Origin of the sequence: Dechloromonas denitrificans, from assembly GCF_020510665.1 — a bacterium.
In the GTDB taxonomy this organism is placed as follows: Bacteria; Pseudomonadota; Gammaproteobacteria; order Burkholderiales; family Rhodocyclaceae; genus Azonexus; species Azonexus denitrificans_B.
Genome location: NZ_CP075187.1, coordinates 391353 through 408861 on the forward strand (window position 1 = coordinate 391353; position 17509 = coordinate 408861).

At 54.7% G+C, this 17509-nt stretch carries 33 protein-coding genes; 30 read left to right on the forward strand and 3 right to left on the reverse strand.

Annotated features, from left to right (window positions below):
- The first annotated feature begins 17 nt into the window (after positions 1-17).
- The 30 genes from tuf to rplQ all read left to right on the forward strand — a co-directional run bounded on the left by tuf (position 18) and on the right by rplQ (position 15257).
- Positions 18-1208 (forward strand): elongation factor Tu, encoded by a 1191-nt coding sequence (tuf, locus tag KI614_RS01840; protein WP_226407447.1) that lies wholly within the window; start codon positions 18-20, stop codon positions 1206-1208.
- Positions 1209-1270: 62 nt separating this feature from the next.
- Entirely contained in the window at positions 1271-1582 is a 312-nt protein-coding gene (gene rpsJ, locus KI614_RS01845; protein WP_027456678.1) for a 30S ribosomal protein S10, read from the forward strand.
- A 110-nt stretch (positions 1583-1692) separates the two neighbouring features.
- The gene (gene rplC, locus KI614_RS01850) at positions 1693-2331 is read left to right on the forward strand and encodes a 50S ribosomal protein L3 (protein ID WP_226407457.1); all 639 of its coding nucleotides are present in this window, start codon (positions 1693-1695) and stop codon (positions 2329-2331) included.
- 9 nt (positions 2332-2340) lie between these two features.
- The gene (rplD, locus tag KI614_RS01855) at positions 2341-2964 is read left to right on the forward strand and encodes a 50S ribosomal protein L4 (RefSeq protein ID WP_226407458.1); all 624 of its coding nucleotides are present in this window, start codon (positions 2341-2343) and stop codon (positions 2962-2964) included.
- Positions 2961-3263 (forward strand): 50S ribosomal protein L23, encoded by a 303-nt coding sequence (gene rplW, locus KI614_RS01860; RefSeq protein ID WP_203468438.1) that lies wholly within the window; start codon positions 2961-2963, stop codon positions 3261-3263. The genes rplD and rplW overlap by 4 nt, the downstream gene beginning before the upstream one ends.
- Complete coding sequence (gene rplB / locus KI614_RS01865; RefSeq protein WP_226407459.1) at positions 3263-4090, forward strand: 50S ribosomal protein L2; 828 nt, start codon at positions 3263-3265, stop codon at positions 4088-4090. The genes rplW and rplB overlap by 1 nt, the downstream gene beginning before the upstream one ends.
- Positions 4091-4100: 10 nt before the next feature.
- Positions 4101-4376, forward strand: a complete 276-nt coding sequence (gene rpsS / locus KI614_RS01870) for a 30S ribosomal protein S19 (protein WP_066879986.1) — start codon at positions 4101-4103, stop codon at positions 4374-4376.
- Positions 4377-4385: 9 nt separating this feature from the next.
- Positions 4386-4715 (forward strand): 50S ribosomal protein L22, encoded by a 330-nt coding sequence (gene rplV, locus KI614_RS01875; protein WP_203468440.1) that lies wholly within the window; start codon positions 4386-4388, stop codon positions 4713-4715.
- Positions 4716-4724: 9 nt separating this feature from the next.
- Complete coding sequence (gene rpsC / locus KI614_RS01880; RefSeq protein ID WP_226407460.1) at positions 4725-5510, forward strand: 30S ribosomal protein S3; 786 nt, start codon at positions 4725-4727, stop codon at positions 5508-5510.
- The gene (gene rplP / locus KI614_RS01885) at positions 5511-5924 is read left to right on the forward strand and encodes a 50S ribosomal protein L16 (RefSeq protein ID WP_226407461.1); all 414 of its coding nucleotides are present in this window, start codon (positions 5511-5513) and stop codon (positions 5922-5924) included.
- A gap of 2 nt (positions 5925-5926) precedes the next feature.
- A complete protein-coding gene (rpmC, locus tag KI614_RS01890) occupies positions 5927-6121 on the forward strand; it encodes a 50S ribosomal protein L29 (RefSeq protein ID WP_203468442.1) in 195 nt (64 codons plus the stop codon).
- A complete protein-coding gene (rpsQ, locus tag KI614_RS01895) occupies positions 6118-6384 on the forward strand; it encodes a 30S ribosomal protein S17 (protein WP_203468443.1) in 267 nt (88 codons plus the stop codon). Before rpmC ends, rpsQ begins: the two co-directional genes overlap by 4 nt.
- Positions 6385-6536: 152 nt before the next feature.
- On the forward strand, positions 6537-6905 hold the full coding sequence (gene rplN / locus KI614_RS01900; RefSeq protein WP_028994194.1) for a 50S ribosomal protein L14: 369 nt from the start codon (positions 6537-6539) through the stop codon (positions 6903-6905).
- Positions 6906-6913: 8 nt separating this feature from the next.
- On the forward strand, positions 6914-7234 hold the full coding sequence (gene rplX / locus KI614_RS01905) for a 50S ribosomal protein L24 (RefSeq protein ID WP_239003248.1): 321 nt from the start codon (positions 6914-6916) through the stop codon (positions 7232-7234).
- Between the two features lie 9 nt (positions 7235-7243).
- Entirely contained in the window at positions 7244-7783 is a 540-nt protein-coding gene (rplE, locus tag KI614_RS01910) for a 50S ribosomal protein L5 (protein ID WP_226407462.1), read from the forward strand.
- A 7-nt stretch (positions 7784-7790) separates the two neighbouring features.
- Positions 7791-8096, forward strand: a complete 306-nt coding sequence (gene rpsN, locus KI614_RS01915) for a 30S ribosomal protein S14 (protein WP_203468446.1) — start codon at positions 7791-7793, stop codon at positions 8094-8096.
- A 14-nt stretch (positions 8097-8110) separates the two neighbouring features.
- Positions 8111-8506, forward strand: coding sequence for a 30S ribosomal protein S8 (rpsH, locus tag KI614_RS01920; RefSeq protein WP_203468447.1), 396 nt, complete (start codon positions 8111-8113; stop codon positions 8504-8506).
- A 10-nt stretch (positions 8507-8516) separates the two neighbouring features.
- Positions 8517-9047 carry a 50S ribosomal protein L6 gene (gene rplF / locus KI614_RS01925; RefSeq protein WP_226407463.1) on the forward strand — a complete coding sequence of 177 codons (531 nt, stop codon included), beginning with the start codon at positions 8517-8519 and terminating at the stop codon, positions 9045-9047.
- A gap of 9 nt (positions 9048-9056) precedes the next feature.
- The gene (rplR, locus tag KI614_RS01930) at positions 9057-9413 is read left to right on the forward strand and encodes a 50S ribosomal protein L18 (RefSeq protein ID WP_203468449.1); all 357 of its coding nucleotides are present in this window, start codon (positions 9057-9059) and stop codon (positions 9411-9413) included.
- A gap of 26 nt (positions 9414-9439) precedes the next feature.
- The gene (gene rpsE, locus KI614_RS01935) at positions 9440-9967 is read left to right on the forward strand and encodes a 30S ribosomal protein S5 (RefSeq protein WP_203468450.1); all 528 of its coding nucleotides are present in this window, start codon (positions 9440-9442) and stop codon (positions 9965-9967) included.
- Positions 9968-9970: 3 nt separating this feature from the next.
- Positions 9971-10153 carry a 50S ribosomal protein L30 gene (gene rpmD / locus KI614_RS01940; RefSeq protein WP_203468451.1) on the forward strand — a complete coding sequence of 61 codons (183 nt, stop codon included), beginning with the start codon at positions 9971-9973 and terminating at the stop codon, positions 10151-10153.
- A gap of 3 nt (positions 10154-10156) precedes the next feature.
- On the forward strand, positions 10157-10591 hold the full coding sequence (gene rplO / locus KI614_RS01945; RefSeq protein WP_226407464.1) for a 50S ribosomal protein L15: 435 nt from the start codon (positions 10157-10159) through the stop codon (positions 10589-10591).
- 21 nt (positions 10592-10612) lie between these two features.
- On the forward strand, positions 10613-11926 hold the full coding sequence (gene secY / locus KI614_RS01950) for a preprotein translocase subunit SecY (RefSeq protein WP_226407466.1): 1314 nt from the start codon (positions 10613-10615) through the stop codon (positions 11924-11926).
- A 14-nt stretch (positions 11927-11940) separates the two neighbouring features.
- A complete protein-coding gene (gene infA, locus KI614_RS01955; RefSeq protein ID WP_226407468.1) occupies positions 11941-12159 on the forward strand; it encodes a translation initiation factor IF-1 in 219 nt (72 codons plus the stop codon).
- Between the two features lie 73 nt (positions 12160-12232).
- Positions 12233-12346 carry a 50S ribosomal protein L36 gene (gene rpmJ, locus KI614_RS01960; RefSeq protein WP_028994206.1) on the forward strand — a complete coding sequence of 38 codons (114 nt, stop codon included), beginning with the start codon at positions 12233-12235 and terminating at the stop codon, positions 12344-12346.
- Positions 12347-12394: 48 nt separating this feature from the next.
- Positions 12395-12757 carry a 30S ribosomal protein S13 gene (gene rpsM / locus KI614_RS01965; protein ID WP_203468455.1) on the forward strand — a complete coding sequence of 121 codons (363 nt, stop codon included), beginning with the start codon at positions 12395-12397 and terminating at the stop codon, positions 12755-12757.
- A gap of 12 nt (positions 12758-12769) precedes the next feature.
- Positions 12770-13159 carry a 30S ribosomal protein S11 gene (rpsK, locus tag KI614_RS01970; protein WP_066880003.1) on the forward strand — a complete coding sequence of 130 codons (390 nt, stop codon included), beginning with the start codon at positions 12770-12772 and terminating at the stop codon, positions 13157-13159.
- A 12-nt stretch (positions 13160-13171) separates the two neighbouring features.
- Positions 13172-13801: a 30S ribosomal protein S4 gene (gene rpsD / locus KI614_RS01975; protein WP_226407470.1), complete on the forward strand. Its 630-nt coding sequence runs from the start codon at positions 13172-13174 to the stop codon at positions 13799-13801.
- Between the two features lie 24 nt (positions 13802-13825).
- Positions 13826-14800 (forward strand): DNA-directed RNA polymerase subunit alpha, encoded by a 975-nt coding sequence (locus tag KI614_RS01980; protein WP_203468457.1) that lies wholly within the window; start codon positions 13826-13828, stop codon positions 14798-14800.
- Positions 14801-14858: 58 nt separating this feature from the next.
- Positions 14859-15257 (forward strand): 50S ribosomal protein L17, encoded by a 399-nt coding sequence (rplQ, locus tag KI614_RS01985; protein ID WP_226407472.1) that lies wholly within the window; start codon positions 14859-14861, stop codon positions 15255-15257.
- A 49-nt stretch (positions 15258-15306) separates the two neighbouring features.
- Here rplQ and KI614_RS01990 read toward each other — a convergent pair whose 3' ends face one another.
- Genes KI614_RS01990 through KI614_RS02000 form a run of 3 tightly spaced genes read right to left on the reverse strand, consistent with a single transcriptional unit; the run spans position 15307 to position 17445 of the window.
- Positions 15307-16035: an amino acid ABC transporter ATP-binding protein gene (locus KI614_RS01990; protein WP_226407474.1), complete on the reverse strand. Its 729-nt coding sequence runs from the start codon at positions 16033-16035 to the stop codon at positions 15307-15309.
- Complete coding sequence (gltK, locus tag KI614_RS01995) at positions 16032-16706, reverse strand: glutamate/aspartate ABC transporter permease GltK (protein WP_226407475.1); 675 nt, start codon at positions 16704-16706, stop codon at positions 16032-16034. Before gltK ends, KI614_RS01990 begins: the two co-directional genes overlap by 4 nt.
- Before the next feature lies 1 nt (position 16707).
- Entirely contained in the window at positions 16708-17445 is a 738-nt protein-coding gene (locus tag KI614_RS02000; protein WP_226407476.1) for an amino acid ABC transporter permease, read from the reverse strand.
- Positions 17446-17509: the final 64 nt, after the last annotated feature.

Below are 17509 nucleotides of genomic sequence, written 5' to 3' on the forward strand. Positions count from 1 at the left end.
TTGCTGGAGAGCTGATAATGGCTAAGGAAAAATTCAACCGTACCAAGCCGCACGTAAACGTCGGCACCATCGGTCACGTTGACCACGGCAAGACCACGCTGACTGCTGCCATCACGACCGTGCTGGCTGCCAAGTTCGGTGGTGCTGCCAAGGCGTATGACCAGATTGACGCAGCGCCGGAAGAAAAGGCTCGTGGTATCACGATCAATACCGCGCACGTCGAATACGAAACCGCCAATCGTCACTACGCCCACGTTGATTGCCCGGGTCACGCTGACTACGTCAAGAACATGATTACCGGTGCTGCCCAGATGGACGGCGCGATTCTGGTTTGTTCCGCTGCTGACGGCCCGATGCCGCAGACCCGCGAACACATCCTGCTTGCTCGCCAGGTTGGTGTGCCGTACGTTCTGGTGTACATGAACAAGTGCGACATGGTTGACGACGCCGAGTTGCTCGAGCTGGTTGAAATGGAACTGCGCGAGCTGCTGTCCAAGTACGACTTCCCTGGCGACGACACCCCGATCGTTCACGGTTCCGCACTGAAGGCCCTTGAAGGCGACCAGTCCGAAATCGGCGAGCCGTCGATCTTCCGTCTGGCTGATGCGCTGGACTCCTACATCCCGACGCCTGAGCGCGCTGTTGATCAGCCGTTCCTGATGCCGGTTGAAGACGTCTTCTCGATCTCTGGTCGCGGTACCGTTGTGACCGGTCGTATCGAACGCGGTGTGGTCAAGGTTGGCGAAGAAATCGAAATCGTCGGTATTCGCCCGACCGTCAAGACCATCTGTACCGGTGTTGAAATGTTCCGCAAGCTGCTTGACCAGGGTCAGGCTGGCGACAACGTTGGCGCGCTGCTGCGCGGCACCAAGCGTGAAGACGTTGAGCGTGGTCAGGTTTTGTGCAAGCCGGGTTCTGTGAAGCCGCACACCCACTTCTCCTCCGAAGTGTACATTCTGTCCAAGGATGAAGGTGGTCGTCACACCCCGTTCTTCAACGGTTATCGTCCGCAGTTCTATTTCCGCACGACCGACGTGACCGGTGCAATCGATCTGCCGGAAGGCGTCGAGATGGTTATGCCTGGCGACAACATCGCCATGACCATCAAGTTGATCGCTCCGATCGCCATGGAAGAAGGTCTGCGCTTCGCCATCCGTGAAGGCGGTCGTACCGTCGGCGCTGGTGTTGTTGCCAAAATCATCGAGTAATTCGTTCTTTGTGAAATCTGGGGTGGGTTACTACCTGCCCCATCGTTCTTTGGAAGCCAAAAATGCAAAACCAGAAAATCCGTATCCGCCTCAAGGCCTTCGACTATCGCCTGATCGATCAATCGGCTCAGGAAATCGTTGAAACCGCCAAGCGTACCGGCGCTGTTGTTCGTGGTCCGGTGCCGTTGCCGACCCGCAAGCAGCGTTTCGACATCCTGCGTTCGCCGCACGTCAACAAGGCTTCCCGTGATCAGCTGGAAATTCGTACCCATCTGCGTCTGATGGATATCGTTGATCCGACTGACAAGACTGTTGATGCACTGATGAAGCTGGATCTGCCGGCTGGTGTGGACGTCGAGATCAAGTTGCAGTAATTGTAGTTTTGCGGATATAATCCGCTGTTTTCGGGGGTGGCCAATTTCGGCTGCCCATTTGTTGTTTTACATCGACCGGCCAATCGCAGCCGGCGATGAGGAGAATAACCATGAGTCTAGGCCTTGTTGGTCGCAAGGTTGGCATGACTCGCATTTTTGCTGAGGATGGCGCGTCCATTCCGGTAACTGTGCTTGACGTGTCCAACAATCGCGTGACCCAAGTCAAAACGCCGGAGATCGATGGCTACGCAGCCATTCAGGTCGCATTCGGCAAGCGCCGTGCCTCGCGCGTCTCCAAGCCCATCGCTGGCCATCTGGCCAAGGCGGGCGTGGAAGCCGGGCATGTCCTCAAGGAATTCCGTATTGATTCCGAGCAGCTGGCCACTTTCAAGGCCGGTGATCAGGTTGCTGTCACCATTTTTGCCGAAGGGCAAAAGGTTGATGTGACCGGTACCTCGATAGGTAAGGGTTTTCAGGGCGGCATTAAGCGTCATAACTTCAGTTCCAATCGTGCTACCCACGGTAACTCGCTGTCGCATAACGCGCCGGGTTCCATCGGTATGGCGCAGGATCCGGGTCGTGTTTTTCCGGGTAAGCGCATGGCCGGTCATATGGGTGACGTGCAGTCCACGATGCAGGGTCTGACGGTTGTTCGCGTCGATGCCGAGCGCCAGCTTCTTCTGGTTCGTGGTGCCGTACCGGGCGCCAAGGGTGCTGACGTCGTTGTGCGTCCGGCAGTCAAGGCATAAGGGGGCAACATGGAACTCAAGGTAATTAATCAGCAAGGTCAGGAAGCTGCGACGCTGCAGGCTTCTGATATGCTTTTTGGTCGTGACTTCAACGAAGCTCTGGTTCACCAGATCGTTGTTGCATATCAGGCAAATGCCCGCTCTGGCGACAGCCAGCAGAAGGATCGCTCTGAAGTCCGTCACACCACCACCAAGCCGTGGCGTCAGAAGGGCACCGGTCGTGCTCGTGCTGGTTCGAACGGTAGCCCGTTGTGGCGTGGCGGCGGTCGGATTTTCCCGAATTCGCCCGAGCAAAACTACAGCCAGAAAGTTAACAAGAAGATGTTCCGCGCCGGTATGGCTGCGATTCTCTCCGAGTTGGCCCGTCAGGATCGTCTGGTCGTGGTTGATGACATCTCTGTTGATGCCCCGAAGACCAAGCTGTTCTCTCAGAAGCTGAAGGACATGGGTCTTGAGGGTAATCTGCTGGTCATCACCGATGCGCTGAACGAAAATCTGTACCTCTCGTCGCGCAACCTGCCCAATGTTCTGGTGCTCGAAGCCCAGGAGGCTGATCCGGTTTCTCTGGTTCGCTTCACCAAGGTGCTCGTCACCAAGGCTGCTGTGGCCAAGTTCGAGGAGATGTGGGGATGAATCAAGAACGTCTGATGCAGGTGCTGCTTGCACCGCAGATCTCCGAAAAGGCCACCTACATTGCTGAAAAGCATGAGCAGGTGATCTTCCGTGTTGCAACTGATGCGACCAAGCCGGAAATCAAGGCTGCCGTTGAGCTGCTGTTCAAGGTTGAAGTTGAGTCCGTTCAGGTCGCCAACGTCAAAGGCAAGGTCAAGCGCTTCAAGGGTGCAGTTGGCCGCCGCAAGGGCTGGAAAAAGGCTTATGTAAGCCTGAAGCCGGGCCAGGAAATCAATTTCGTTGAAGGGGGGAATGTCTAATGGCGCTCGTTAAAGTCAAGCCGACCTCCCCTGGTCGTCGCGCTGTTGTTCAGGTTGTTAATGCCAATCTGCACAAGGGCAAGCCGTTTGCTGCGCTCGTCGAGAGCAAGAGCAGCCAGGCTGGCCGTAACAACAACGGTCGTATTACTGTTCGTCACCAAGGTGGTGGCCATAAGCAATCGTACCGCGTGATCGACTTCAAGCGTACCAAGGACGGTGTTCCGGCCAAGGTTGAGCGTCTTGAATACGACCCGAACCGTACCGCAAACATTGCTCTGCTGTGTTATGCCGACGGTGAGCGTCGTTACATCATCGCCAATAAAGGTATGGTTGTCGGTCAGCCGATCATGAGTGGTTCGGAAGCGCCGATCAAGTCGGGTAATGCACTGCCGATCCGCAACATTCCGGTTGGTACGACCATTTGCTGCGTTGAAATGCTGCCTGGTAAGGGTGCTCAGTTGGCTCGTTCCGCTGGTGCTTCCGCTCAGCTGCTGGCTCGTGAAGGTACCTACGCTCAGATTCGCCTGCGCTCCGGTGAGGTTCGTCGTGTGCACGTGGAGTGCCGCGCAACTATCGGTGAAGTTGGCAATGAAGAGCACAGCCTCCGCAAGATCGGTAAAGCCGGTGCTCAGCGTTGGCGTGGTATCCGTCCGACCGTTCGTGGTGTTGCCATGAACCCGGTTGATCACCCGCACGGTGGTGGCGAAGGCCGTACCGGCGAAGGTCGTGTGCCAGTCAATCCTTGGGGTCAGCCGACCAAGGGTTATCGCACCCGGAATAACAAGCGCACGAACAGCATGATCGTTCAGCGTCGTTACAAGCGTTAAGGGGTAGGAAATGGGACGTTCTCTGAAAAAGGGCCCGTTTGTTGATGCGTATCTGATCGACAAAGTCGAAGCAGTTCGCGCTACAAGCGACAAGCGCCCGATCAAGACCTGGTCACGTCGTTCGACGATCCTCCCCGAGTTTATCGGTTTGACGATCGCTGTACACAATGGCAAGCAGCATATTCCGGTGTTCGTCACCGAAAATATGGTCGGTCACAAGCTCGGCGAGTTTTCGCTGACCCGGACGTTCAAGGGTCACACCGCCGGCAAGAAGGCCAAGAAGTAAGGAGCTGACATGGAAACTCGTGCAAGTCTGCGGGGCGTACGCCTCTCTGCGCAAAAAGGTCGCCTCGTGGCTGATCTGGTGCGTGGCAAGCCGGTTGGTCAGGCTCTCAATATCCTGGCTTTCTCCCCTAAAAAAGGGGCCGGTATCGTTAAAAAAGTTCTCGAGTCGGCTATTGCCAACGCGGAACACAATGACGGCGCTGATATCGACGAACTGATGGTTAAGATCATCTACGTCGAAAAAGGCATGGTGCTCAAGCGTTTCACCGCTCGCGCCAAGGGTCGTGGCAATCGGATCGTCAAGCCGACCTGCCATATCTATCTGACCGTTGGTAACTAAGGAAGAGCCATGGGACAGAAAATTCATCCGACTGGCTTCCGCCTAGCCGTCACCAAGAACTGGAGTTCGCGCTGGTATGCTACCAGCAAGGACTTCCCGGGAATGCTCAACGAAGACATCAGGGTTCGCGAGTATCTCAAGCGCAAGCTGGCCCACGCATCCGTTGGTCGCGTTCTGATCGAGCGTCCGGCCAAGAATGCCCGTGTAACGATTTACTCGGCTCGTCCGGGTGTTGTTATCGGCAAAAAGGGTGAGGATATCGAGCAGCTGCGTGGTGATCTTCAGCGCATCATGGGCGTTCCTGTCCATGTGTCGATCGAAGAAATCCGCAAGCCGGAAATTGATGCACAACTGATCGCTGATTCAATTGCTCAGCAACTGGAAAAGCGCATCATGTTCCGTCGTGCCATGAAGCGCGCAATGCAAAACGCAATGCGCCTTGGTGCTCAGGGTATCAAGGTCATGAGTGCAGGGCGTCTGAACGGTGCTGAAATTGCCCGTAGCGAGTGGTACCGCGAAGGTCGCGTGCCGCTTCATACGCTGCGTGCGAACATCGATTACGCTACCTCGGAAGCGCTGACTACCTACGGCATCATCGGTATCAAGGTCTGGGTTTACAAGGGTGACATGCTTGATCGCAACGAACAGCCGGCAGTTGAAGAGCCGGCCGCTGATGATCGTCGCCCGCGTCGCGCTCCGGCTCGTCCGGATGGCGAAAAGCCGCGTACCCGTACGGTGAAGAAGCCTGAAGGTGAAGGCGCACCGGCCAAGCGAGTAAGAAAGGCAGGTGCCTAAATGTTGCAACCTAATCGTCGCAAGTTCCGCAAGGAACACAAGGGCCGTAATGAAGGTCTGGCGACCCGTGGTACGAAGGTTTCCTTTGGTGAGTGGGGTCTCAAGGCTACTGGTCGTGGCCGTTTGACTGCTCGTCAGATCGAAGCCGCTCGTCGTGCCATGACCCGTCACATCAAGCGCGGTGGCCGTATCTGGATCCGTATCTTCCCGGACAAGCCGATTTCCAAGAAGCCGGCAGAAGTTCGTATGGGTAATGGTAAGGGTAATCCGGAGTACTGGGTTGCTGAAATCCAGCCGGGTAAAGTGCTTTACGAAATGGATGGTGTTAACGAGGCTATCGCTCGCGAGGCATTTGCACTTGCCGCCGCCAAGCTGCCGATCGCTACCACCTTTGTGACTCGTCATCTGGGGTAATCATGAAAGCTAGTGAACTGAGAACCAAGAGCGTGGACGAGCTCAACAAGGAATTGCTGGACCTGTTGCGGGCCCAGTTCGGTCTGCGTATGCAGCTTGCTACCCAGCAGCTGTCCAATACCAGCCAAATGTCCAAGGTGCGTCGCGACATCGCTCGCGTTCGCACGCTTATCCGTGAAAAGGCGGTGCAGCAATGAGCGAAACCACCAGCATCAAGCGTACTCTCGTCGGTCGCGTTGTTAGCGACAAGATGGAGAAGACGGTTACCGTCCTCGTCGAACGTAAGGTCAAGCACCCGATGTACGGCAAGGTTATGGTGCGTTCCAAGAAGTACCATGCCCACAACGAAGGCAACACGGCCAAGACCGGTGATCTCGTCGAGATCGTCGAAACCCGTCCTGTTTCCCGTACAAAGACCTGGGCTGTGACCAGTGTTCTGGAAAAGGCTATCGTCGTTTGACGAAATTCTTTGACAGTTCTTGTCAAGCTTAAAAGAAGCCGGTATAATCCGGCTTCTTTTTTGCTATTGGCCATTCTGGCTGATGCAAAGGTGTTCGACCCGTACGGGTTCCAAGACTGACCGCAATGCGGATTAAGTTGGAGTTAATTTAAATGATTCAGATGCAGACAACTCTGGACGTCGCCGATAATACCGGTGCCCGTTCAGTAATGTGTATCAAAGTGCTCGGTGGATCCAAGCGCCGTTACGCTGGCATTGGCGACATCATCAAGGTCAGCATCAAGGATGCTGCTCCGCGTGGTCGCGTCAAGAAGGGTGATGTATACAATGCCGTGGTGGTTCGTACCGCCAAAGGTGTTCGTCGTCCGGATGGCTCGCTCGTTCGCTTTGATGGCAATGCCGCAGTTCTTCTCAACAACAAACTTGAGCCCATTGGCACTCGTATCTTTGGCCCGGTAACCCGCGAACTGCGTACCGAGCGATTCATGAAGATCGTGTCCCTGGCGCCTGAAGTGCTGTAAAGGAGCGACTGATGGAAAAAATTCGTAAAGGCGACGAAGTCGTCGTTATTACTGGTAAAGACAAGGGCAAGCGCGGTACCGTGCTCCGTCGTGTCGATGAAGATCATGTGCTGGTTGAGGGTGTTAATCGCGCCAAAAAGCATGTGAAGCCGAACCCGGTCAAGGGTGTGGCTGGTGGCATTGTTGATAAAGACATGCCGATTCATCTCTCCAATGTTGCGCTGTTCAATCCTGCGACTCAAAAGGCTGACCGTGTCGGCATCAAGTCGCTCGAAGATGGTCGCAAGGTTCGCGTGTTCAAGTCGAACGGCGAACTGGTGAACGCATAAGGAGCAGTCATGGCGCGTTTGCAGCAGTTTTACAAGGAAACCGTCGTCGGCGATATGACCAAGAGCTTTGGTTACAAGTCGGTGATGGAAGTGCCGCGTATCACCAAGATCACTCTGAATATGGGTGTTGGTGAGGCAGTGGCTGACAAGAAAGTTCTCGAGAACGCCGTTGGCGACATGCAGAAAATCGCAGGTCAGAAGCCGGTCACGACCAAGGCTCGCAAGTCTATTGCTGGCTTCAAGATTCGTGATGGCTACCCGATCGGTTGTATGGTTACCCTGCGTGGTCCGCGCATGTTTGAGTTCCTGGATCGCCTGGTGACCATCGCTCTGCCGCGTGTTCGCGACTTCCGTGGTATTTCTGGCAAGGGTTTTGACGGCCAGGGTAACTACAACATGGGTGTTAAAGAGCAGATCATTTTCCCGGAAATCGAGTACGACAAGATCGATGCTCTTCGGGGTATGAATATCAGCATCACGACCACGGCGAAGACCGACGCAGAAGCAAAAGCGCTGCTCGCCGCGTTCAAGTTCCCGTTCAAGAATTGAGGCAATCATGGCAAAACTTGCTCTGATCAACCGTGAAGAGAAGCGCCGCAAGCTGGTCGCGCAGTACGCCAAGAAGCGTGCGGCCCTCGAGGCGATTATCAATAACGAAGGCCTTTCGGACGCGGAGCGTTATGAAGCTCGTCTGAAAATTCAGGCTCTTCCGCGCAACTCAAGCCCGTCGCGATTGCGCAACCGTTGCCAGCTGACAGGTCGTCCGCGTGGTGTTTTCCGTAAGTTCGGTCTGTGCCGTAACAAGATCCGTGAGCTCGCTTTCAATGGCGAAATTCCGGGTGTTGTTAAGGCCAGCTGGTAAGAGGAGATTCAGAAATGGCTATGAGCGATCCGATCGCGGACATGCTGACTCGCATCCGCAACGCCCAGCTCGCCGAAAAGGCGTCTGTCTCCATGCCTTCTTCCAAGGTAAAAGTGGCTATTGCCGCTGTACTGAAGGACGAAGGTTACGTAGATAACTTTGCAGTGCGTCAAGCCGATGGCAAAGCCACTCTCGAAATTGAACTCAAGTATTACGCCGGTCGTCCGGTTATTGAGCGCATCGAGCGTGTTTCCAAGCCTGGTTTGCGTATCTACAAGGGCTGTGAAGATATTCCCCGTGTCATGAATGGTCTTGGTGTGGCGATCGTCTCCACGCCCAAGGGTGTCATGACCGATCGCAAGGCTCGCGCCAGCAAGATCGGCGGCGAAGTCCTGTGCATCGTGGCATAAGGGAGAAATCATGTCTCGTGTTGGTAAGAATCCGATTGTCCTGCCGGCAGGTGTTGAAGTCACCGTTGGCCAGCAAATCATCGTCAAGGGGCCGCTGGGTTCCCTGAAGGCCGCCGCTCACCCGGCAGTCAAGGTGGTTGTTGAAGGGCAAAATGTCGTCGTTTCCAAAGTTGAAGGCGCTTCCGCCGGTGCTGCCATGTGGGGCACTATGCGGGCTAACCTGAATAACATGGTTACCGGCGTTTCCAAAGGTTTTGAAAAGAAGCTGCAGTTGGTTGGCGTGGGTTACCGCGCTCAGGCTCAGGGCGAAGTCCTGAATCTGTCGCTCGGCTTCTCTCACCCGGTTGCGCACAAAATGCCGGCCGGTGTGAAAGTTGAGTGCCCGACCCAGACGGAAATCCTGATCAAGGGTTCCGACAAGCAGCAGGTCGGCCAGGTCGCCGCCGAAGTTCGTGCGTATCGTAAGCCAGAGCCTTATAAAGGCAAGGGCGTGCGTTATGCCGACGAAGTGGTGGTTATCAAGGAAACCAAGAAGAAGTAAGGGTGGCATATGTTTAACAGGAAAGAAGCGCGTCTGCGCCGTGCTCGCCAAACGCGAGCAAAAATCGCCGAGCTCAAAGCTGTGCGCCTGTGCGTTAATCGCACGAACTGCCACATTTACGCCCAAATCATTTCGCCTTGCGGCGGTAAGGTTCTGGCTTCGGCTTCCACGCTCGACGTCGATGTTCGCAAGGACATCCCGAACGGCGGTAACAAGGCTGCTGCCACGTCTGTGGGCAAGTTGATTGCTGAGCGTGCGAAGGCCGCTGGTATCGAACGCGTGGCTTTTGATCGTTCCGGTCTTCAGTACCATGGTCGTGTTCAGGCGTTGGCGGAAGCTGCGCGTGAAGCCGGTCTGCAGTTCTGATCGCCGCGAAAGGAATAGGTTAAGAAATGGCTAAACCTGAAAGAAACAAGAAGCCGCAGCAAGCTGAAGAGCGTGATGATGGCATGCGCGAAAAGATGGTCGCGGTTAATCGTGTTACCAAGGTGGTTAAGGGCGGCCGTATTCTCGGTTTCGCAGCTCTGACTGTCGTTGGTGACGGCGATGGCGGCATCGGCATGGGTAAGGGTAAGTCCCGCGAAGTGCCGGTTGCAGTCCAGAAGGCTATGGAAGAGGCTCGTCGCAAGATGGCCAAGGTCAGCCTGAAGAGCGGTACGGTTCATCATACGGTTATGGGGCGCCATGGTGCTACCACTGTGATGATCCAGCCGGCTCCGGATGGTACCGGCATCATCGCTGGCGGTGCAATGCGCGCTGTCTTCGAAGTTGTTGGTGTGACCAACGTCGTTGCCAAGGCTCACGGTTCGACCAATCCTTACAACATCGTGCGTGCGACGATCGACGGTCTGTCGAAGGTCAATACGCCAGCAGAGATCGCTGCAAAGCGTGGCCTGTCTGTTGAAAAGATCCTGGGGTAAGTCATGGCTGACAAAAAAATCACAGTGAAGCTCGTCAAGAGCATCATCGGCACCAAGCAGGACCACCGCGCCACCGTGCGTGGCCTGGGTCTGCGCAAGCTGAACAGTTCCGCTGTCCTGGAAGATACGCCGGCAGTTCGCGGCATGATCCAAAAGGTCCAGTATCTCGTCAAGGTTGAGGGTTAAGCCATGCGTTTGAATACCATCAAGCCTGCTGAAGGTTCCAAAAAAGCCGCCAAGCGTGTCGGTCGCGGTATCGGTTCTGGCCTCGGCAAGACCTGTGGCCGTGGTCACAAGGGCCAGAAGTCCCGTTCCGGCGGTTTCCACAAAGTGGGTTTCGAAGGCGGTCAAATGCCTTTGCAGCGTCGCTTGCCGAAGCGTGGTTTCAACTCGCTGACGCGTGCTCGTAACTACGAAATCCGTCTGACCGACATTGAGCGCATGCCGCTTGATGAGATCGATCTGCTTGCTCTGCAAGCCGCTGGTGTTGTGCCGGGTGATGCCTTGTCTGCCAAGGTTATTCTTTCTGGTGCCATTACCCGCAAAGTCGTTCTCAAAGGTGTTGGTGCAACGAAGGGTGCCAAGGCGGCCATCGAAGCAGTCGGCGGCTCGGTCGCTGAGTAAGAACTAAGAAAGGTAAGAACGTTGGCGGCAAATCCTAATACCGTAGGCAAGGGCGGAAAATTCGGCGATCTAAAGCGTCGTTTGTGGTTCTTGCTGGGTGCGCTCGTGGTGTATCGCATTGGTGCGCATATTCCGGTTCCGGGTATTGACCCCAACGTCCTTGCTGATCTGTTCAATTCGCAGCAGGGCGGCATCCTGGGCATGTTCAACATGTTCTCAGGTGGCGCTCTGTCGCGTTTCACTATTTTTGCGCTTGGGATCATGCCTTACATTTCGGCATCGATCATCATGCAGTTGATGAGCGTTGCAAGTCCTCAACTTGAAGCACTCAAGAAAGAGGGCGAAGCCGGTCGTCGCAAGATTACTCAATATACCCGCTATGGCACGGTTGCTTTGGCACTGTTCCAGGGCCTGGGTATTGCTGTTGCCCTCGAAGCGCAGGCAGGTCTCGTCGCAGACCCTGGCTTCCTGTTCCGCCTGACGACTGTATCCACCCTGCTGACCGGAACGATGTTCCTGATGTGGCTGGGAGAACAGGTTACTGAGCGCGGTCTGGGTAACGGTATTTCCATCATTATTTTTGCCGGTATCGCGGCTGGTCTGCCGAATGCTATTGGTGGTCTGCTTGAGTTGGTACGTACTGGCGCAATGCATCCGCTCTCTGCTTTGGTTATTTGCGTTCTAATTGTTGCGGTTACCGCATTTGTTGTGTTTGTTGAACGCGGCCAGCGCAAGATCCTGGTTAATTACGCGAAGCGTCAGGTCGGTAACAAGGTTTATGGCGGGCAAAGTTCACACTTGCCATTGAAGCTGAATATGGCTGGTGTTATCCCCCCCATTTTTGCTTCCTCGATCATTCTTTTTCCGGCAACTGTTGCTGGCTGGTTTGGTTCAAGCGAGTCGATGCGCTGGTTGAAGGATATCGCTGGCACGTTGTCTCCTGGGCAGCCGATTTACGTGATGCTCTATGCTGCAGCAATTATCTTCTTTTGTTTTTTCTACACCGCTCTTGTGTTTAACTCCAAGGAAACGGCAGAAAATTTGAAAAAGAGTGGGGCCTTCGTTCCAGGTATTCGTCCCGGCGAACAAACCTCTCGCTACATTGACAAGATTTTGATGCGCCTCACTTTAATTGGGGCTGCTTATATCACCGTAGTCTGTCTGCTCCCTGAGTTTTTGATTTTGAAGTGGAACGTCCCATTCTATTTTGGCGGTACATCGCTGCTGATTATCGTTGTGGTGACTATGGACTTCATGTCGCAGGTTCAGGCTTACGTAATGTCGCACCAATATGAAAGTTTGCTCAAAAAGGCAAATTTCAAAGGTACCAATTGATCAAATAACTGAGTATGGCGAAGGAAGACTATATTGAAATGCAAGGGGAGGTTTTAGAAAACCTTCCCAATGCGACCTTCAAGGTCAAACTGGAAAATGGGCACGTGCTTCATGCCTTTATCTCCGGGAAAATGCGGATGCATTACATTCGAATTCTTCCTGGCGACAAGGTTACCATCCAGCTGACGCCATACGATTTAAGTAAAGCCCGGATCGTTTTCCGGGTTAAGTAAAGATTCTCTACGCAATAAACCGCAGGGCAAGGAATCACGGCTGCTTCCAAGCCCTCGCAGACGAGGAGTAAACATGAAAGTGCAACCTTCAGTAAAGCGCGTGTGTCGCAATTGCAAAGTCATCCGTCGCAAGGGTGTCGTGCGCGTTATTTGCAAGGACCCGCGTCATAAGCAGCGTCAAGGCTAATAGCCTCGATTCGGCATACGTTAATTTTCGAAATATTGGAGTGACTCGATGGCCCGTATTGCAGGGGTAAACATTCCGAACCATCAGCATGCTGAAATCGCTCTTACCGCGATTTACGGCATCGGCCGTACCCGCTCGCAGAAGATTTGCGATGCGGCTGGCGTTGGTCGTACGACTAAAATGAAAGACCTGTCCGATGCGGACATGGATCGCTTGCGTGACGAAGTCGGTAAGTTCACCGTTGAAGGTGACCTGCGCCGCGAAGTGACGATGAACATCAAGCGTTTGATGGACCTCGGTTGCTACCGTGGCCTGCGCCATCGCAAGGGCTTGCCTTGCCGTGGTCAGCGCACCCGTACCAATGCTCGTACTCGCAAGGGTCCGCGCAAGGCCATCGCTGGCAAGAAGTAATAGGGACAGAACATGGCAAAGACTGCTACCAAAGTTCGTAAAAAGGTTAAAAAGAACGTTGCTGAGGGCATCGCCCACATCCACGCTTCGTTCAATAACACCATCATTACCATTACCGACCGTCAGGGCAATGCACTGTCCTGGGCAACTTCCGGTGGTGCTGGCTTCCGCGGTTCGCGTAAGTCCACCCCGTTTGCTGCTCAGGTGGCTGCTGAAGCTGCTGGCAAGGCGGCTCAAGAATGCGGCGTCAAGAACCTTGAAGTTCGCATCAAAGGCCCCGGTCCTGGCCGTGAATCTTCCGTCCGTGCTCTTAATGCACTCGGTATGAAGATCACCGCTATTTCCGACGTGACGCCGGTACCGCATAACGGTTGCCGTCCGCCTAAAAAGCGCCGCATCTAAGGAGAAAGACAAGTGGCTCGTAATCTCGATCCGAAGTGCCGTCAGTGTCGCCGCGAAGGCGAAAAGCTTTTCCTCAAGGGTGAAAAGTGCTTTACCGACAAGTGCGCCATTGAGCGCCGTTCCTACGCTCCTGGCCAGCACGGCCAGAAGTCTGGTGCCCGTCTGTCCGACTACGGCGTCCATCTTCGTGCCAAGCAGAAGATCCGTCGCGTCTATGGCGTGCTCGAAGGCCAGTTCCGCAAGACCTTCGCCGAAGCTGATCGCCGCAAGGGTCAGACCGGTGAGAACCTCCTGCAATTGCTCGAAGCCCGTCTGGACTCCGTTGCTTACCGCATGGGTTTTGGCGCTTCCCGCGTTGAATCCCGTCAGATCGTTCGTCACAACGGCGTTCTGGTGAACGGCAAGCGCGTCAACATTCCGTCTTTCCTTGTGAAGCCGGGCGATGTTGTTCAGCTGACCGATCGTGCTCGTGCATCGCTGCGTTGCAAGGCCGCTCTGGAAGCTGCCGAGTCCCGCGGTTTCCCCGAGTGGGTTGCTGTTGACGTCAAGGAAGGCAAGGGAACGTTCAAGGCTATGCCGCAGCGCTCCGAGCTGCCGTCTACCCTGAACGAAGGTCTCGTCATCGAACTTTACTCGAAGTAATCACTGAGCAGAGGAATTTAGCCCATGCAAAGCAGTGGACTTCTGAAACCCCGCATTATTGATGTGCAGAGCGTTTCGCCCGTGCAAGCCAAGGTTGTGATGGAGCCGTTTGAACGCGGCTACGGTCACACCCTGGGTAATGCATTGCGTCGTATCCTGCTGTCCTCCATGCCGGGTTATGCGCCGACCGAAGTCGGCATTGAGGGTGTGCTCCACGAGTACTCCACCGTTGATGGCGTTCAGGAAGATGTCGTTGATATCCTTCTGAACCTCAAAGGCATCGTGTTCAAGTTGCATAATCGCGACTCTGTCACGCTCAATCTGGTCAAGGAAGGTGAGGGCGTTGTCCGTGCTGGCGATATTGATTTGCCGCACGACGTCGAAATCATCAATCCGGAACATGTCGTGGCTCACTTGTCGCCTGGCGGCAAGCTGGCGATGGAAATCAAGGTCGAAAAGGGACGCGGCTATGTGCCGGGTAACGTTCGCAACCTCGGTGATTCCAAGACGATCGGCAAGCTCGTGCTGGATGCTTCATTCAGCCCGATCCGCCGTGTTGCCTACTCTGTTGAAAGCGCCCGCGTTGAACAGCGTACCGACTTGGACAAGCTGATTGTCGACATTGAGACCAACGGTGTTGTCGAGCCGGAAGAGGCCATTCGCTACGCAGCTCGCGTGCTGATGGAACAGCTCTCCGTGTTTGCCGATCTCGAAGGCACGGCCCCCGCTGTGGAAGCCTCCAAGCCGGCTCAGGTTGACCCGGTTCTCCTCCGCCCGGTGGATGATCTCGAATTGACGGTTCGTTCTGCGAACTGCCTCAAGGCTGAGAACATTTATTACATCGGCGATCTTATTCAGCGTACCGAGAATGAACTTCTCAAGACCCCGAATCTGGGTCGCAAGTCGCTGAACGAGATCAAGGAAGTGCTTGCTGCACGTGGTCTGACCCTCGGCATGAAACTGGAAAATTGGCCGCCCGCCGGTCTGGAAAAGGTCTAAGGACCTTTTTCAGCACGGGTCGTCAAGGGACGCCTGCAGAATATAGAAAGGATTAACCATGCGTCACCGCAATGGACTTCGCAAACTGAACCGTACCAGCAGCCATCGCCTCGCGATGCTGCGCAACATGACTGTTTCTCTTCTCCGTCACGAGGCTATCAAGACCACCGTGCCGAAGGCCAAGGAACTGCGCCGTGTTGTTGAACCAATGATTACCCTCGGCAAAACCCCGACGCTGGCTAACAAGCGTCTGGCCTTTGACCGCCTGCGTGATCGCGAGATCGTCGTCAAGCTGTTTGCCGAACTTGGTCCGCGTTACAACGCTCGTCCGGGCGGCTACCTTCGTATCCTGAAGTGTGGTTTCCGCAATGGCGACAACGCACCGATGGCTTTCGTTGAGCTGGTCGATCGTCCGGAAGTTACCGAAGCTGTGGAAGTGGACGAAGCCGCTGAATAAGCTGTTTTGTTCCCATGAAAAAGGCCGGATATTCCGGCCTTTTTCTTTTTTAGTGCTGCAGTATCTTTGAGAGAAATTGTTGCGCTCTGGCCGAGCGCGGTGTGCCGAAAAAAGTATCTTTCGGGGCATCTTCGATAATTTTTCCCTGGTCCATGAAGATAACCCGGTGAGCAACCTTGCGTGCAAATCCCATCTCGTGGGTGACGCACATCATCGTCATCCCTTCATGAGCCAACTCGACCATGACGTCGAGTACTTCGTTGATCATCTCAGGGTCCAGAGCCGATGTTGGCTCATCGAAAAGCATGCAAATCGGGTCCATGGCCAATGCCCGTGCAATTGCTACACGCTGTTGCTGGCCGCCTGAAAGTTGGCCCGGGAATTTTTCAGCCTGCACTTTTAGACCGACTCTATCCAGAAGTTTGAATCCGCGGTCAACGGCCTCATCCTTTCTTCGGCCGAGAACCTTGGTCTGACCGATGCTCAGGTTTTCGATGATACTCATGTGCGGGAAAAGCTCGAAATGCTGAAATACCATCCCGACATGGGAACGGAGTTTCGAGAGATTCGTGCGTGGATCGCCGACCGACGTTCCATTCACCACAATATCGCCCTGCTGGAAGGCCTCCAGCCCATTGACGCATTTGATCAGGGTCGATTTGCCTGAGCCGGATGGGCCGCAAACGACGATGACTTCGCCTTTGGCAACCGAGGTAGTGCACTCGGAAAGCACCTGGAAGTTGCCATACCACTTTGATACCGAGCGGATATCAATCATCGGGCGTACCTCTGCTGAAGGGTTTTGACGATTCGCGAAATCGAGAAACAGATGACGAAGTAAATTGCGCCGGCAAAAAGCAGCATTTCGACCAGTCGACCGTCGCGGTCGCCTACTTTATAGGCGGTTCCGAAAAAGTCTGACAGGCCGATGACGTAAACGAGCGATGTGTCCTGAAAAAGAATGATTGCCTGGGTTAGCAGCAGTGGGAGCATATTGCGAAATGCCTGGGGAAGTATGATCAGGCGCATGGTTTGGTTTTGTGTCAGGCCGAGGGCCTGCCCTGCGGCAATCTGCCCCCGGGGGATGCTTTGAATGCCGGCGCGGATGATTTCGGAGTAGTACGCCGCTTCAAACAAGGCAAAGGCGATCAGCGCCGAAGTCAGGCGAATATCTCCGATTCCTGAACCGAAAATACTTTTCAATGCCTGTGGAACGATCAGGTAAAACCATAAAATGACCATGACCAGTGGGACTGAGCGGAACAGATTGACGTAGCCTGCGCTGATCCAGGCAATCCAGCGGGTATTGCTCATCCTGAGAACAGCGAGGATGGTTCCCCATAGAATGCCGACGATGATTGCCGTCAGCGTTACTTCAAGGGAAATGAGCATGCCTTTGGCGAGCAGCGGTACAGCGCCGGGGATCGATGACCAATCGAATTCATACATGTCACTTCCCTCCGATGTAGCCAGGAACCCTGACCCGCATTTCCAAGCGCCGCATCAGGTACATCACAGTCGCATTGATAAGCACGTACAGCAATGTGACAGCAATGAAGGCCTCGTACGGTTGAGCCGTGTAGTCAACGAGCTGTTGAGCTTGGCGTGACAGTTCAATCAGACCGATGGTGGTTGCTACGGCCGAGTTTTTGAAAATATTCAAGAACTCCGAGGTGAGCGGCGGAACAATAATGCGGTACGCAACAGGCAGCAGAATGTAGCGATAAACCTGGGGCAAGGTCAGGCCCATTGCTAGCCCCGCCGCCGTTTGACCCTGCGGAAGAGCGTTGATCCCTGAGCGGACTTGTTCGGCCACGCGGGCTGAGGTGAACAAGCCAAGGCAGAGCATGGCCGCAAAGAATTGCTGAATCAGTGGATGGGTTTGCTTGAAGGCATTGCCAAGTTCGACTGGCAAAAGTTCTGGCAAGACAAAGTACCAGATGAAAAGTTGTACCAGCAGGGGGATGTTGCGGAATATCTCAACGTAGGCGGTGGCAATTCCTGAAAGCCACCGGTTTGGCGCCGTCCTGAGGATGCCGATAATCGAGCCGGTGACCAGGGCAATCACCCAGGCGCTGAGAGAGAGCAGGATCGTCCATTGAAGACCTTCGCCGAGCCAGGCGAGATAACTGCCTTCTCCGGTGGCGCTTGGCTGGAGAAAGACCTGCCAGTTCCAGTGGTATGACATGGGACAACCTCCGGTGAGTCTGCGGTGCCATTTTCAGGCACCGCAGATGGTTGACCGCAAGATT

Coding starts and splice junctions, on each gene's coding strand:
- rplE (WP_226407462.1), top strand. CDS start 7,244: ATGGCGCGTTTGCAGCAGTTTTACAAGGAAACCGTCGTCGGCGATATG.
- infA (WP_226407468.1), top strand. CDS start 11,941: ATGGCGAAGGAAGACTATATTGAAATGCAAGGGGAGGTTTTAGAAAAC.
- KI614_RS02000 (WP_226407476.1), bottom strand. CDS start 17,445: ATGTCATACCACTGGAACTGGCAGGTCTTTCTCCAGCCAAGCGCCACC.
- gltK (WP_226407475.1), bottom strand. CDS start 16,706: ATGTATGAATTCGATTGGTCATCGATCCCCGGCGCTGTACCGCTGCTC.
- rplC (WP_226407457.1), top strand. CDS start 1,693: ATGAGTCTAGGCCTTGTTGGTCGCAAGGTTGGCATGACTCGCATTTTT.
- rpmJ (WP_028994206.1), top strand. CDS start 12,233: ATGAAAGTGCAACCTTCAGTAAAGCGCGTGTGTCGCAATTGCAAAGTC.
- rpsE (WP_203468450.1), top strand. CDS start 9,440: ATGGCTAAACCTGAAAGAAACAAGAAGCCGCAGCAAGCTGAAGAGCGT.
- rpsC (WP_226407460.1), top strand. CDS start 4,725: ATGGGACAGAAAATTCATCCGACTGGCTTCCGCCTAGCCGTCACCAAG.
- rpsS (WP_066879986.1), top strand. CDS start 4,101: ATGGGACGTTCTCTGAAAAAGGGCCCGTTTGTTGATGCGTATCTGATC.
- rpsN (WP_203468446.1), top strand. CDS start 7,791: ATGGCAAAACTTGCTCTGATCAACCGTGAAGAGAAGCGCCGCAAGCTG.
- rplQ (WP_226407472.1), top strand. CDS start 14,859: ATGCGTCACCGCAATGGACTTCGCAAACTGAACCGTACCAGCAGCCAT.
- rpsH (WP_203468447.1), top strand. CDS start 8,111: ATGGCTATGAGCGATCCGATCGCGGACATGCTGACTCGCATCCGCAAC.
- rplD (WP_226407458.1), top strand. CDS start 2,341: ATGGAACTCAAGGTAATTAATCAGCAAGGTCAGGAAGCTGCGACGCTG.
- rplP (WP_226407461.1), top strand. CDS start 5,511: ATGTTGCAACCTAATCGTCGCAAGTTCCGCAAGGAACACAAGGGCCGT.
- rpsM (WP_203468455.1), top strand. CDS start 12,395: ATGGCCCGTATTGCAGGGGTAAACATTCCGAACCATCAGCATGCTGAA.
- tuf (WP_226407447.1), top strand. CDS start 18: ATGGCTAAGGAAAAATTCAACCGTACCAAGCCGCACGTAAACGTCGGC.
- rplF (WP_226407463.1), top strand. CDS start 8,517: ATGTCTCGTGTTGGTAAGAATCCGATTGTCCTGCCGGCAGGTGTTGAA.
- rpsQ (WP_203468443.1), top strand. CDS start 6,118: ATGAGCGAAACCACCAGCATCAAGCGTACTCTCGTCGGTCGCGTTGTT.
- rplV (WP_203468440.1), top strand. CDS start 4,386: ATGGAAACTCGTGCAAGTCTGCGGGGCGTACGCCTCTCTGCGCAAAAA.
- rpmD (WP_203468451.1), top strand. CDS start 9,971: ATGGCTGACAAAAAAATCACAGTGAAGCTCGTCAAGAGCATCATCGGC.
- KI614_RS01990 (WP_226407474.1), bottom strand. CDS start 16,035: ATGATTGATATCCGCTCGGTATCAAAGTGGTATGGCAACTTCCAGGTG.
- rplO (WP_226407464.1), top strand. CDS start 10,157: ATGCGTTTGAATACCATCAAGCCTGCTGAAGGTTCCAAAAAAGCCGCC.
- rpsK (WP_066880003.1), top strand. CDS start 12,770: ATGGCAAAGACTGCTACCAAAGTTCGTAAAAAGGTTAAAAAGAACGTT.
- KI614_RS01980 (WP_203468457.1), top strand. CDS start 13,826: ATGCAAAGCAGTGGACTTCTGAAACCCCGCATTATTGATGTGCAGAGC.
- rpmC (WP_203468442.1), top strand. CDS start 5,927: ATGAAAGCTAGTGAACTGAGAACCAAGAGCGTGGACGAGCTCAACAAG.
- rpsJ (WP_027456678.1), top strand. CDS start 1,271: ATGCAAAACCAGAAAATCCGTATCCGCCTCAAGGCCTTCGACTATCGC.
- rplB (WP_226407459.1), top strand. CDS start 3,263: ATGGCGCTCGTTAAAGTCAAGCCGACCTCCCCTGGTCGTCGCGCTGTT.
- rplR (WP_203468449.1), top strand. CDS start 9,057: ATGTTTAACAGGAAAGAAGCGCGTCTGCGCCGTGCTCGCCAAACGCGA.
- rplN (WP_028994194.1), top strand. CDS start 6,537: ATGATTCAGATGCAGACAACTCTGGACGTCGCCGATAATACCGGTGCC.
- rplW (WP_203468438.1), top strand. CDS start 2,961: ATGAATCAAGAACGTCTGATGCAGGTGCTGCTTGCACCGCAGATCTCC.